The 13,036-nt window shown below is 43.9% G+C and carries 14 protein-coding genes; all 14 read left to right on the top strand.

Annotation, left to right across the window (positions count from 1 at the left end; all coding sequences use genetic code 11):
• Positions 1-554: 554 nt before the first annotated feature.
• The 14 genes from CI597_RS16885 (at position 555) to CI597_RS16825 (ending at position 12,900) form a co-directional block, all read left to right on the top strand.
• Positions 555-1,247 (top strand): cyclase family protein, encoded by a 693-nt coding sequence (locus tag CI597_RS16885; protein ID WP_024728797.1) that lies wholly within the window; start codon positions 555-557, stop codon positions 1,245-1,247.
• A gap of 14 nt (positions 1,248-1,261) precedes the next feature.
• Positions 1,262-2,167 (top strand): 2-hydroxy-3-oxopropionate reductase, encoded by a 906-nt coding sequence (gene garR / locus CI597_RS16880; RefSeq protein ID WP_235824668.1) that lies wholly within the window; start codon positions 1,262-1,264, stop codon positions 2,165-2,167.
• A 6-nt stretch (positions 2,168-2,173) separates the two neighbouring features.
• Complete coding sequence (locus tag CI597_RS16875; protein WP_024728795.1) at positions 2,174-3,607, top strand: four-carbon acid sugar kinase family protein; 1,434 nt, start codon at positions 2,174-2,176, stop codon at positions 3,605-3,607.
• A gap of 26 nt (positions 3,608-3,633) precedes the next feature.
• Entirely contained in the window at positions 3,634-4,347 is a 714-nt protein-coding gene (locus CI597_RS16870; protein ID WP_051405253.1) for an MIP/aquaporin family protein, read from the top strand.
• Positions 4,348-4,511: 164 nt separating this feature from the next.
• Complete coding sequence (locus CI597_RS16865) at positions 4,512-5,186, top strand: GntR family transcriptional regulator (protein WP_024728793.1); 675 nt, start codon at positions 4,512-4,514, stop codon at positions 5,184-5,186.
• Positions 5,187-5,310: 124 nt separating this feature from the next.
• Positions 5,311-5,898 (top strand): sce7726 family protein, encoded by a 588-nt coding sequence (locus CI597_RS16860; RefSeq protein ID WP_024728792.1) that lies wholly within the window; start codon positions 5,311-5,313, stop codon positions 5,896-5,898.
• Positions 5,899-6,112: 214 nt separating this feature from the next.
• Positions 6,113-6,592, top strand: a complete 480-nt coding sequence (locus tag CI597_RS19065) for an iron-containing alcohol dehydrogenase (RefSeq protein WP_328514498.1) — start codon at positions 6,113-6,115, stop codon at positions 6,590-6,592.
• Positions 6,567-7,079: a hypothetical protein gene (locus CI597_RS19060; protein ID WP_328514497.1), complete on the top strand. Its 513-nt coding sequence runs from the start codon at positions 6,567-6,569 to the stop codon at positions 7,077-7,079. Before CI597_RS19065 ends, CI597_RS19060 begins: the two co-directional genes overlap by 26 nt.
• Positions 7,080-7,143: 64 nt before the next feature.
• The gene (locus CI597_RS16850) at positions 7,144-7,938 is read left to right on the top strand and encodes a CheR family methyltransferase (RefSeq protein ID WP_024728791.1); all 795 of its coding nucleotides are present in this window, start codon (positions 7,144-7,146) and stop codon (positions 7,936-7,938) included.
• Positions 7,939-8,109: 171 nt separating this feature from the next.
• On the top strand, positions 8,110-10,749 hold the full coding sequence (locus CI597_RS16845; RefSeq protein ID WP_024728790.1) for an NYN domain-containing protein: 2,640 nt from the start codon (positions 8,110-8,112) through the stop codon (positions 10,747-10,749).
• Positions 10,750-10,893: 144 nt separating this feature from the next.
• Positions 10,894-11,070, top strand: a complete 177-nt coding sequence (locus tag CI597_RS18860; RefSeq protein ID WP_235824667.1) for a hypothetical protein — start codon at positions 10,894-10,896, stop codon at positions 11,068-11,070.
• Entirely contained in the window at positions 11,070-11,417 is a 348-nt protein-coding gene (locus CI597_RS16835; protein WP_024728788.1) for an LD-carboxypeptidase, read from the top strand. The genes CI597_RS18860 and CI597_RS16835 overlap by 1 nt, the downstream gene beginning before the upstream one ends.
• Positions 11,402-12,289 (top strand): radical SAM protein, encoded by an 888-nt coding sequence (locus CI597_RS16830; RefSeq protein ID WP_024728787.1) that lies wholly within the window; start codon positions 11,402-11,404, stop codon positions 12,287-12,289. Before CI597_RS16835 ends, CI597_RS16830 begins: the two co-directional genes overlap by 16 nt.
• Entirely contained in the window at positions 12,289-12,900 is a 612-nt protein-coding gene (locus CI597_RS16825) for a TetR/AcrR family transcriptional regulator (protein ID WP_024728786.1), read from the top strand. The genes CI597_RS16830 and CI597_RS16825 overlap by 1 nt, the downstream gene beginning before the upstream one ends.
• The last annotated feature ends 136 nt before the right edge of the window (positions 12,901-13,036 follow it).

Here is a 13,036-nt window from a genome sequence, read left to right as displayed (position 1 = left end):
CAAGGGCAGCGACGAGTCAAGGGCGTTAAGGCTTGAACAAAGTGAAAGCCAGCGTCTTTAGGCGCTGGCCGGTAACAGAGGCTTATAGCCTCAGAACAAGCCGCCCGTTTTACGGGCGGTCATGACTACCATTCCTACTACTTCCCATAGCAAAGATGTGAGGGGTTATGAGCGGAAACGTGAACATCTTCCGACATATAAGAACTTCTAAAGAGATAATCGAAAATCTATCAAACTATTAATATGAACCTTAGACAGAAAATTATATCAAAAGTCTCTCTATGATTTTTAACGTAGAGAGGCTTTTTTATTTTTTCTTAAGAAAGACCTTGTCACGCTAACGCGTGAAAGACTTTCCTAAAAAATAAAAGAAGCTATCCAACGATAGTGATATAAAACTCATATATAATTATGCACAATAAATTGACAGAAATGATATATAAATTATACAAAATAGCAAGAAATGATTGACTGATATACCGATATACCGGTATACTAATCGTATCAAAAGTACAGGTTCATTTTAGTTTTTTAAAGAGAAGGAGGTAACTGTAATGTATTTATTTTTATCACACAAATTAGATCCGGAAGGATTGGCGTGGCCGGGGGAGCCGGTTATTAAGGTGGAGCAGATGACCGATGTATCAGATGACTGTCCATTTTGTTCCTTTATAAGCACATTGCCCAATCATTTCGGAACCCATATGGATGCTCCAAGACACTTTGTTAAAAACGGAATCAGTATCAATGAACTGCCGGTAGAATATTTCTTTCACAAGAAAACCGCACTTTTAGAAATACCAAAGAGCGATGCCCAGGGAATCGCCAAAGAGGATCTGGAACCTTTTGCGGATGTTTTATCACAAGTATCTTTTGCCCTGATCCGTACAGGATTTGAACAGTATAAGTTTACAGAGCCGGAGAGATACCAAAAGGAAGGGCCATATATCGCGCCAAGTGCAGGAATTTACCTTTCAGAAAATTTTCCGGACTTAAAAGGAATCGGAATGGATTTTCTGGCCATCGGATCGCCGTCTGATAAAGTGCCGGAAGGAGAACTTCCTCCGGATTGCCACAGAAATATCTTGGGATTCTATACAGGAAAATTTGTGACAGGAATAGAAGACATGCATCTCTCAGAAATTCCAAAGGATGCAAAAATACTTAATTTTATCAATGCGCCACTGAGGATTGAAGGTCTGGATTCTAGTCAGGTTGTATGTATGGCAGAGATTGAAGAGAAATGACAGGAGACAGAAAAATGACAAAAGTAGGATTTATAGGTCTTGGGATCATGGGACTCCCAATGGCCATTAATTTAAAAAATGCAGACGTAGAGCTGATGGTAAATGATCTAAATCATCAGGCAGTAAAACAGATGACAGACCTTGGAGCTTTGGAAGGAACAAAGGCACAGATTGGAAAGGAATGCGGCATTATTTTTATGATCCTTCCAGATGGAATGATTGTAAAGGACTCTCTTTTCGGGAAAGAGGGGATCGCATCCACGGTCAGGGAAGGAACGGTCATATGTGATATGAGTTCTGTGACCCCTGTCCAGTCGAAAGAATGTTATGAAGAATTGGAAAAACTGGGAGTCAGTTTTGTGGATGCGCCTGTCAGCGGCGGGGAACCAGGAGCTGTTTCAGGAACTCTTGCCATCATGGCGGGAGGCGATCAGGACGCTTTTGACCGACTGATTCCGTATTTTGAGATTATGGGATCTTCGGCACTTCTGATCGGCGGAAGCGGAAGCGGCAGCATTACAAAGCTTGCCAATCAGGTGATTGTAAATATGAATATTGCTGCCGTTTCGGAAGCTTTTGTCCTTGCATCAAAGGCCGGCGCAGATCCGTCCAAAGTTTATAAGGCGATCAGAGGCGGACTGGCCGGAAGTGCTGTCTTAGATGCAAAGATGCCGATGATTCTTGAAAGAAATTTTAAGCCGGGAGGGAAGATTTCTATTAATCACAAGGATATTAAAAACGTGGTTGAGACAGCCCATGAAATCGACGTGCCGGTGCCTTTTACCAGCCAGCTTTTTGAGGTTTTTCAGGCACTGAAGGTATCGGGACATATGAATGACGATCATGCAGGGATTGTCCAGTATTTTGAGAAACTTGCACAGACAGAAGTAAAAAGTACAACAGAGAATACTGAGAGGTGATGGATTATGGCTGAATATATGACGATAGAAGTTTTAAAGCAGTACAGTCCTGTTGACGAAAGAAAGATCGGCCGGCTGCTGAACGAAGAGATTAATAAAAGTCAGATAAAGTTTGTTGTTTTGGATGATGACCCTACCGGGATACAGACTGTTCATGATATTTCGGTATTTACAGACTGGTCAAAAGCCAGTATGAGAAAAGGGTTTATCGAAGAAAACAGACTGTTTTACATATTAACCAATTCCAGGTCCATGACACCGAAACAGACAAGACAGGTGCATGAAGAAATTGCCCGGACAGTGGAAGAAATCTCCCGGGAATTGAATCAGAAATATGTGTTGATCAGCAGGAGTGATTCTACACTAAGGGGGCATTATCCTTTAGAGACAAATACTTTAAAGCAAGTCATGGAAAAACAGGGCGATCATCCTGTTGACGGGGAAATTCTGTGTTTCTTTTTTAAAGAAGGCGGAAGATACACCATTGATAACGTCCATTATGTAAAAGATAATGAAATGCTGGTACCGGCCGGAGAGACGGAATTTTCCAAAGATAAAACATTCGGATACAAGAGTTCAGATCTGAGAGAGTATGTGGAAGAAAAAAATGAAGGGGTGTTTAAGGGAGAAGATACCATCTGTATTTCTCTTGAAATGCTCAGAAGCTGTGACTATGCACAAATCGAGCAAAAGCTGATGACTGTTGAAAATTTCAATAAGGTGATTGTCAATGCAGTGGATTATTGTGACCTTAAAGTATTCTGTACTGCGCTCTACCGGACAATGGAGAAAGGAAAGACATTTTTATTCCGGTCGGCCGCATCCCTGGTAAAGGTAATCGGAGGGGTAACAGACAGGGAACTTTTGACTAAAAATGAAATGATAACTGCGGACACAAACAATGGGGGAATTGTGGTGGTAGGCTCTCATACCAATAAGACAACAGCCCAGTTAAAGGAACTTCTGACATTAGACAAAGTAACTGGAATTGAGTTTAATTCAGATCTGGTACTGAAGGGAGATCAGGTTTTTGAGGATGAGATCAGCCGGGTGGTAAGTCTTAGCGAACAGATCATAGCATCCGGGAAGACTGCCGTATGTTATACAAAACGCAGACTGCTGACAGTTGACAATGACAGCAAAACGGAAGCTCTGCTCCGGTCTGTAAAAATTTCACAGGGGGTTCAGGCTCTGGTGGGAAGACTGAAAATTGTTCCTGCCTTTGTAGTTGCTAAAGGAGGTATTACATCCAGTGATATAGGTACAAAAGCACTTTCAGTGAAAAAAGCAAATGTTATGGGCCAGATCAAACCGGGAATTCCTGTCTGGCAGACAGATGAACAAAGTAAATTTCCGAAAATCCCATATATTATTTTTCCGGGTAATGTAGGAGAGACTTATACGCTGAAAGAGGCTGTTGAGGAATTGATCCGCAGATAAAACGGCGGTTCAGGAAGGAGTGGCAGATGGAACATATGAATCTGTATCTTGCAGAACTGGTTGGAACTGCATTATTTATGGTGTTAGGATTGGGTGTCTGTGCAAATATTTCTTTGAGTAAATCCGGTATGTGCGGAGCCGGAGGTATTGTAGCAGCTCTTGGATGGGGTGTTTCAATGGTGACGGTAGCAGTATGTTTCGGACCTGTATCCGGAGCGCACTGCAATCCGGCAGTGACGGTGGGTTTTTGGGCAGCAGGAAATTTGAGCGGAAGCCTTGTTCCGGGATATATCATCTCACAATGCATAGGGGCATCTATCGGAGCTTTGATCATCTGGCAGCTGTATAAAGATCATCTGGATGAAGAAGAGTGTCCGGGTACCAAACTGGGTGTATTTACCACAGGTCCGTCAATTCAGAATTCCTGGCGGAATTGTCTGTCGGAGATCATGGCAACCTTTTGTCTCATGTTTGTCCTGCTTTCCCTCGGACATCAAAATCCGGCAAATGGAGTGTCAATGTTCTTTGTATTCTGCGGAGTAGCAGGAGGGGTCATGTCTTTTGGGGGACTGACCGGTTATGCCATTAACCCGGCAAGAGATCTTATGCCCCGTATTATCTATACACTTGTCCCTATAAAGAATAAAGAAGGATCAAACTGGGGATATGCGTGGGTTCCCATAGCAGGTCCTTTGATCGGAGCATTTCTTGCGGCAATGCTCCATCGAGTGATCTTTTAGTAATCTGTAAATTTACGGACATCCTTTTTTTCAAATGTATTGGAGAAAAGGATGTTTTTTCTTCTATAATAAATTGCAGTGGATGAAAGAATCTGAAAGATATGCTATAGTATTAGATAATTGTTAACAATATGATGAGGCTTTTTAGAAGATGAGGTAGTAGCATGAAAAGTACACAGCTGTTGCAGTCCAAAGCATATGATTATCTGAAGGATCTGATACTGAACGATAAGTTGGAACATGGGGTTATCTATTCCCAGAAAAAAGTGGCGGAAGAACTGGGAATCTCAAAAACTCCTTTGAGGGATGCTGTCTTACGGCTGGAGCAGGAACGCTATATTGACGTCTATCCAAGCAAAGGATTCATGATTCATGAAATGATGGAGGATGATATCAGGGAAACCTATCAAATACGGAATGCCATTGAGACCTTTTGTTTAAAACAGCTGGTCGCAGATTTGGATTCAGCCGAGGCACAAAAATGTCTGATCGATCTGAGAATGAAGATTAAACAGCAGCAGAATTTGATCGATACAAACGGTTCCAGTGAGGAGTTTGCCAGGATTGATTATGAGTTTCATAAAGGTATCGTGGAGTTTCTGGAAAATGATGCAATGCTGCATTTGTATAAAGAATATATGCACCGTATCTTTTGGCAGAATGTTCTTTCTTTTACACGGGAAGGAAGGATGCAGGAGACCATCGGGGAACACAAAGGGATCATGGCTGCCCTTGAACAGCAGAATCATATAGAGCTTGAGGACCTGCTGAACCGTCACTTATCAGTGGCAGAAAATATTAATCTGGAACTGATAAAGGAAAAACCAAAGATGCTGTAGTAGGATATAAACTTAGATAAGATTTAGCACATAGAGGAGATGAGCTATTCTGATTTGGGAGAGCTTGAGACACAACTTGAGATTTATACTAAATTAATATATAGGCGAGAATGGATTAAAAAATATGCTATACGATAAAGACATTCGCAGTCCTCTCTTTGATTTTTTGGAGGAGTGCTATCATAAGATCAGAATAATAGAAGAAAAACAGATGGGACGATCCAGAGCAGATATTGTCATGGTTACAGAGGATTCTGTTTTTGGTATAGAGATTAAGAGCGATGCGGATACTTATACCCGGCTGAGCAGACAGGTCAGAGACTATGACCGGTTTTTCGACTATAATTATGTGGTCGCAGGCACCAGACATGCACTGCATATAGAAGAAAAGGTACCGGAATGGTGGGGAATCATTACGGTAGAAGAGGCAGGAGATCAAGTGGATTTCTATCTGCTCCGGAGTCCGGTCAAAAATCCGAAACTCGTGTGGAAAGATAAAATGAAATTACTTTGGAGGCCGGAATTGGCTCATATACAGGAATTAAATCAGCTTCCGAAGTACAAACAAAAGAGCAAGAGATTCGTTATTGATAAAATCATAGAGAGGGTTCCTCAGGATATATTGAAGACCCAAATCAGTGATGAATTGTTTGAGCGGGACTATCACGCAATCGAAGATACTATCCGCCTATATAAATCTGGGGAAATTTGACAGGGTTAAAAGGACTTGCATATTATTTTTTTCAGGATTATAATGACTTCAATGTATCATCAGCAGTCCAGAAATTAATAGCGGATAATTTGGTCTCTTTATGTTTTCGGACATAAGGAGACTTTTTAGTCTATTATGAAAGTTATGAAAAATCTCGGCGGAATAAAAAAATACCCTGTGAGACTGCATAAAAATCAGAAAGGAAGTATAACATATGAGTTACTACAGTGTAAATTTACCCAGATATACAATTGGAGAAGGCTGTTATCAGGAAATTCCGGAGAAGGCCCGGTTTCTTGGAAAGACAGCAGTTGTCATCGGAGGAAAGACGGCAATGTCAAAAGCAAAAGAGAAGCTTTTGGAGGGGGTGAAGGATTCTGACGTGCAGATTTTGGACTTTATCTGGTACGGCGGAGATTCTACATACGAAAACGGAAATGTTCTGATGAAGCAGGATGTGGTGAGGCAGGCAGATATGATTTTTGCCGTTGGAGGAGGGCGTGCCTGTGATACAGGTAAATATCTGGCTAATGAACTGGACAAACCGCTGTTTTGTTTTCCTACGGTTGCATCCAACTGTGCGGCAGTGACAGCGATTTCAGTGATCTATCATCCGGATGGTTCTTTTCGCGAATACTACTATCCCAAAGCAGCGGACCATACATTTATTGAATCATACAGCCCCGTTGATTGACTATGGGAAAAAGGCGCTGGAAGATTTAAGGGAGAAAAGAGTCTCCTATGAATTGGAACAGGTGACTCTGGATATCATCATCAGTACAGGACTTGTTTCCAATATGGTCAGCAGTGCGCCTGATTATTACTATAATTCAAGCCTGGCACATTGCGTATATTATGGGTCAACGGTCACGAAAGGAGGACACCGTCATCTTCATGGGGAGGTAGTAGCCTTAGGAGTTCTGTGTCTGCTCACATTTGCGACAGAGTTTGAAGAACGTGATAAAATTGCAAAATTCAATCTGAGTATGGGACTTCCGGTCTGTTTTGATGATATCGAAGTGTCTGAGCACGAATTTGATGTAATGGCCGATAAGGCTCTTACAACGACAGAATGGGAGTTCCGTCCAAAGAAAAGCGGAGTGACGAAAGAAAGTTTTATTCAGTGCATGAAAGAAACAAATTTTTACGGAAGAGAATTGAAAGAAAGTCTTATATCATAAGCTTATCGCGCAGAGTGCGCTTAACTGAAATAAATTATCTCTGTAAAACTTAGGAGTAAAGAAAATGATTGAGATGAATCAAGATGAGTTTGATGCTCTGACAGAATACATTCAGAATAGATATGGGATGAAGCTTTCCAACAAAAGAAATTTGATTCAATGCAGAATTCAGCATGAGCTGGAGCGGCTGCAGCTGGAGAGTTTTTTGGAGTATGTAAAAGCAGTACAGAAAGATCCGGAGACAGAACAGAATTTAATTGATCTTACGGCCACCAATTATACATATTTCATGAGAGAAAGCGGGCAGTTTGAGTATCTTGAGCATGAAATATTACAGAGATTAAGAGGTAAAGAAAACGTATTTCGCATATGGAGTGCAGGCTGTGCCACCGGTGAGGAATGCTACACTATTGCCATCACGGCGGAGGAATGCCGAAGACGGGGATGGAAACTTCCCAAAATCGAGATTACCGGGACAGATATTGCAAAACACGAACTCACCCAGGGTGAGGAAGGAAAATATCTGCCCAGGCAGCTTATAAAAGTTCCGGTGGACTGGAAGATGAGATATTTTAAGAAGGATGGAACTGCCTATGCAGTCATTCAGCTGATCAAGGATATGGTGCGGTTCCGTTATCACAACCTGGCAGAGCAGCAGTGGCCGGATGAGCAGTATGATGTGATTTTCTGCCGAAATGTGATGGTGTATATGGACATTCAGAAGAAAAAAGAAATTTTGCAGGGTCTGTACCAGTCTTTAAAACCGGGAGGATATTTATTTCTCGGGAATGGAGAAATTATCAGGCCGGGGCATGGGAAGTGGGAGTTTTTAGGACATTCTGTTTATCAAAAGAAGTAACACGGACAGTCTCAGGGTTTTTAACCTGGGGCTGTTTTTCGTTTTTCTGATAAAATAAAAACAATTCATCAGGGACATACACAAAGTTATCAAGCCCCTATATTGTGTCCATCGTATTTGCTATAATAGGACTGACAGCTAAATAAGAATATAGAAATGAGTTTATAGATGATGAAGAGATTAGTAATCGGAATTTTAGCCCATGTGGATGCAGGAAAGACAACCCTGTCGGAAGGTCTGCTCTATGAGAGCGGCAGCATCCGGAGCATGGGACGGGTTGATAATAAAGATGCGTTCCTGGATACACATGAGATTGAGAGAAACCGCGGGATTACCATATTTTCAAAGCAGGCAGTTCTCCGGTTCGGAGAAATGGAAATCACACTCCTGGATACGCCGGGGCATGTGGATTTTTCTGCCGAGATGGAACGGACTCTGCAGGTTCTTGATTATGCGGTTCTTGTGATCAGCGGCGCCGACGGAGTCCAGGGACACACGCAAACGTTGTGGCGCTTATTGGAGAAATACAAAATTCCAACCTTTTTATTTATTAATAAGATGGATCAGCCGGGGACTGACAAAGAACAGCTTTTGACAGAATTAAAAAATCGGCTGGATGAGGGATGTGTTGATTTCAGCCGGGAATGCGGTGAGGATTTTTATGAAGATATCGCAGTTTGTGACGAAGGACTGCTCAACTCATACTTAGACAGCGGAATGATCGGCAGTGAAGATATTTCAGAAATCATTGCGGAGAGAAGGGTATTTCCCTGCTATTTCGGGTCCGCATTGAAAGCAGACGGAGTCCGGGAATTTTTGCAGGGAATCGGGACTTATACCCGTCCGGTGGATTATTCCGAAGAATTCGGGGCAAAGGTGTTCAAAATCTCCAGGGATGAACAGGGCAGCCGCCTGACTCATTTAAAGGTCACAGGAGGTGTTCTGAAAGTAAGGTCGGCGCTGATACAAAAACCGAAAGAGGAAAAGGTCAATCAGATCAGAATTTATTCCGGAGAAAAATATCAGACGGCGGAGGAAGCACAGGCAGGAATGATCTGTGTGGTCACAGGGCTTACGGACACCCGTCCGGGAGATGGGTTTGGTACCGAGGATACCGGATATGAGCCGGCTCTGGAACCGGTGCTTACCTATCAGGTCATACTGCCGGAAGGGATGAGTGCAGGAGTGATGCTGCCAAAATTAAGGCAGCTTCAGGAGGAAGAGCCCGAGCTTCATATTTTATGGAATGAGCAGCTTCAGGAGATTCAGGTGCAGATCATGGGAGAAGTTCAGCTGGAAATACTAAAAAGCCTGATTGCCGAACGGTTTGATGCAGAAGTTGAATTCGGAACAGGAAATATTGTTTACAAAGAGACCATCAAAAAAACAGTGGAGGGCGTGGGACATTTTGAACCTCTGAGACATTATGCGGAAGTACATCTTTTAATGGAGCCTTTGGAGCCGGGAAGCGGCCTTCAGTTTGATACTCAGTGCAGCGAGGATATGCTGGATAAGAATTGGCAGCGGCTGATTTTAACTCATTTGCAGGAAAAGGAGCATCCCGGGGTTCTCACCGGCTCTGCAATAACTGATATGAAAATTACGCTGGCAGCAGGGAGGGCTCATTTGAAGCATACCGAGGGCGGTGATTTCCGGCAGGCTACTTACCGGGCGGTGCGGCAGGGTCTGAAACAGGCGGAGTCTGTCCTTTTGGAGCCGTACTATGAGTTCCGTATGGAAGTGCCTCAGCAGATGGTGGGACGGGCTATGTCGGATATTGAGCGGATGTACGGGGAGTTTGAAAACCCTCAGACAGAGGGAGAGATGTCAGTTCTGACCGGAAGTGCCCCGGTCTCAGAGATGAGCGGCTATCAGAAAGAAGTCATAGCCTACACGAAGGGGAGGGGACGTCTTTTTTGTGCCCTTAATGGTTATAGGCCCTGTTACAATGCAGAGGAAGTGATCGAAAAGAGCGGCTACGATTCTGAGCGGGATACAGAAAATCCGACGGGCTCTGTCTTCTGTTCACATGGGGCAGGATTTACGGTGAGCTGGGACAAAGTCAAGGACTATATGCATGTGGAATGCCAGCTTGCGGCAGAGGAAAAAGAGCCGGAAGAAGAGGACGCGGTGCGCCGTTCCTATACGGAAGAGGAATGGATTGACACGGAGGAGATCGACCGGATTCTGGAACAGACTTATTTTGCGAACCGAAAGAAAAAGACCGGATGGGTCAAAAAGAAACTGGAGAGGACGATGGAAGATTATAAGAGTTCGGCTTCCAGGGCCTCAGTGAAGAAAAAGCCGGGTGAAAAATATCTGCTGGTGGACGGCTATAATATTATCTTTGCATGGGAAGATTTAAGAGAACTGGCAGAGGTAAATATTGATGCGGCCAGAGGGAAGCTGCTGGACATCATGAGCAATTATCAGGGCATCAGGAAATGCCAGCTGATCGTTGTTTTTGATGCCTATCGGGTTGTGGGTCATGATACGGAAATATTGGATTACCAGAACATTCATGTGGTCTATACAAAAGAGGCGGAGACTGCGGATCAGTATATCGAGAAGTTCGCGCACGAACATGGGCGGAAATATGATGTTACGGTGGCAACCTCCGACGGCATGGAACAGATCATTATACGGGGACAGGGATGTGCACTGCTCTCTGCCAGGGAACTGCTTGAGGAAGTGAAGCTTGCTGACCGGACAATCAGGGAAGAGTTTTTGGAAAGGCAGCAGAAGGACCGCAGTTATTTGCTGGATTCCATGTCCAAGGAGGAGCGGAAAAAGATCAGAGATTTAGAATAAGCCAAAAGTAAGGAGGAGAACAAATGCAGCTGGGAATTACGATTCCGTTACAAAAGCATCTGAAGGTGAAACAGCCGCCGTATGGGGAGCCCATCGACTCACGGGCGGAAGCCTGTGGCGGGGCTTAATAAGGCAATAGAATGCATGGAATATACAGATGAGCCTTGGAACATGGATAAGATGTATCAGGAGCACATATGCCGCTGGGTGAACCGCGATATTTGCTCGCCGGCCGGTTTTGAGACGTATGATCATCCGTGTGCATTATTAGAGGAAGATATGAAACGGGTTGGAATTGTTAGGAAAGGCACAGGACATTGATGCTTGGGAGACAGGATAAGGCAGGAATTGTATGCTGTTCCAACGGACTTGCAGACTCGGCCCGGTCTGCCGTGATGATGCTGGGAAATGCCTTGGAGCAGCTGGGGTTCATACCCGTTTTCAGCCGGTATCTTTATGCCGGTTCCTCAGTATTTGACAGAACAGGGAGGCAGCGTGCCGGGGAACTTATGGAGTTTTACCGGAATCCCGAGATCAAGGCACTTTTTGATATTTCGGGAGGAGATCTGGCCAATGAAGTTCTGACGCATTTAGACTTTCAAGTCATAAGGGAACATTTACAACAATGGAGGCCTGGGGATGTCTCCCGAGGATGGAAGAGCTTGTGAAGAAGATGTCCGGTCCGGGAGTTTCCATTGCAAAGACGGAGGAAATCGGCCATGGGACAGATTCAAGTGCACAGTGGGATGATATTTTTGATCAGGCAGAAAAACTTGGCATAAGTTTTATATTGCTGGCCGGAGGGGAACCTTTGATGCGCAGGGATGTGGTAGAATTTGCGGGCAGACATAAAAAGGTAATCTTTCCGGTGTTTACGAACGGGACTATGATGCAGGAAGATTGTCTTAAATTGTTTTCGGACAACAGAAATCTTTTTCCGGTGCTGAGTGTAGAAGGCGGCGAGGAACAGACGGATGCCAGAAGGGGCAGCGGAGTCTATCAAAAGCTCAGACAGGTCATGGGAAGTTTAAAAAAACGGAACCTTTTATTCGGCGCATCGGTTACGGTGACAAGGGAAAATCTTTTTGAGGTCACGTCGGAAGAATTCCTCGGTGAACTTGGAAGAAACGGCTGTAAGGCAGTCGTCTATGTGGAATATGTACCTGCTGACGGGAAGACAGAGTATTTAGCTCCGGGTGAAGAAGAGAGAGAAGCGTTGGGAAAAAGGCTCCGAAAGCTCAGAGAGGACCAGGAGGATATGGTGTTCATATCATTTCCGGGAGATGAAAAGGCTTCAGGAGGATGTCTGGCGGCCGGCAGGGGATTTTTCCATATCAATGCATCCGGCGGCGCAGAGCCCTGTCCGTTTTCTCCCTATTCAGATACAAGTTTGGTACATACAAGCCTTAAAGAGGCATTGCAGTCTCCTCTGTTTTTGAGACTGCAGGAAAGCGGAAGCCTTGAGGAATTTCATACTGGAGGCTGTGCCCTGTTTGAACAGGAACAGCTGGTAAAAGATTTATTACAGGGAGAAGGATAATGAATACAAAAGAACGAATTGTGGAAGAAGCGCTCACGTTATTTTCTGAATATGGATATCAGGGGACCAGTGTGAAAAACATTGCGGATGCCGTAGGCATAAAAGACAGTTCCTTATACAAGCATTTCAAAAGCAAGAAGGAAATATTTGATACGATCGTTAAGGAGATGTCGGTTCGGATGGAACGGATGTCAAAGGAGTACGGCCTGCCCGATGAACACGATATGGAAAAAGCCGCAGAGCTTTATGGAAGTATCAGTGAGGAAGGGATTCTTGCGCTCAGCGAAAAGATCTTCCTGTTTTATCTGAAAGACGAATTTGCGTCTAAGTTCCGCAGGATGCTCGTGATTGAGCAGTACCGGGACAGAGAGGTGTTTGAAGTGTACCGGGGACTTTTTATGGATGCGGCTGTGTCCTATCAGACAGAATTGTTTGCGGAGATGACTGCCAGGGGCGTTTTCCATGGCAAAGACCCAAAAGCCATGGCAGTTAACTTTTATGCCCCGATCTTTTTCCTGCTGAACCGGTATGATCAGCAACCGGACAAGGAAAAAGAGGCACTGGAAGCATTGAGAAAACAGGTAATGGAATTTTCGAGGCTGTATAAATAGACAGAGCTTATACTGTGAAAGAAAGTAGAGGACAGCCAATAAAAGGCGCACTTTAATAAGCTGTCTAATGGCAGCGCAAAAAAGATTATTGTTTTAAAAAGCTAAGAAGCTAATTGCGATTCGGAAATTTTCCCTT

It is taken from the genome of Anaerostipes hominis (ex Lee et al. 2021) (assembly GCF_002270485.1).
In the GTDB taxonomy this organism is placed as follows: Bacteria; Bacillota; Clostridia; order Lachnospirales; family Lachnospiraceae; genus Anaerostipes; species Anaerostipes hominis.
Note: the sequence above shows the minus strand (reverse complement) of the source record. Positions and strands in the feature narration are given on the sequence as shown.

Excerpts from the sequence above, each read along its gene's own strand:
- CI597_RS16850 (WP_024728791.1), top strand. The coding sequence starts at position 7,144 with ATGATTGAGATGAATCAAGATGAGTTTGATGCTCTGACAGAATACATT.
- CI597_RS16885 (WP_024728797.1), top strand. The coding sequence starts at position 555 with ATGTATTTATTTTTATCACACAAATTAGATCCGGAAGGATTGGCGTGG.
- CI597_RS16845 (WP_024728790.1), top strand. The coding sequence starts at position 8,110 with ATGAAGAGATTAGTAATCGGAATTTTAGCCCATGTGGATGCAGGAAAG.
- CI597_RS18860 (WP_235824667.1), top strand. The coding sequence starts at position 10,894 with ATGGAATATACAGATGAGCCTTGGAACATGGATAAGATGTATCAGGAG.
- CI597_RS16860 (WP_024728792.1), top strand. The coding sequence starts at position 5,311 with ATGCTATACGATAAAGACATTCGCAGTCCTCTCTTTGATTTTTTGGAG.
- CI597_RS16835 (WP_024728788.1), top strand. The coding sequence starts at position 11,070 with ATGCTTGGGAGACAGGATAAGGCAGGAATTGTATGCTGTTCCAACGGA.
- CI597_RS19065 (WP_328514498.1), top strand. The coding sequence starts at position 6,113 with ATGAGTTACTACAGTGTAAATTTACCCAGATATACAATTGGAGAAGGC.
- CI597_RS16870 (WP_051405253.1), top strand. The coding sequence starts at position 3,634 with ATGGAACATATGAATCTGTATCTTGCAGAACTGGTTGGAACTGCATTA.
- CI597_RS16825 (WP_024728786.1), top strand. The coding sequence starts at position 12,289 with ATGAATACAAAAGAACGAATTGTGGAAGAAGCGCTCACGTTATTTTCT.
- CI597_RS16865 (WP_024728793.1), top strand. The coding sequence starts at position 4,512 with ATGAAAAGTACACAGCTGTTGCAGTCCAAAGCATATGATTATCTGAAG.
- garR (WP_235824668.1), top strand. The coding sequence starts at position 1,262 with ATGACAAAAGTAGGATTTATAGGTCTTGGGATCATGGGACTCCCAATG.
- CI597_RS16875 (WP_024728795.1), top strand. The coding sequence starts at position 2,174 with ATGGCTGAATATATGACGATAGAAGTTTTAAAGCAGTACAGTCCTGTT.
- CI597_RS16830 (WP_024728787.1), top strand. The coding sequence starts at position 11,402 with ATGGAAGAGCTTGTGAAGAAGATGTCCGGTCCGGGAGTTTCCATTGCA.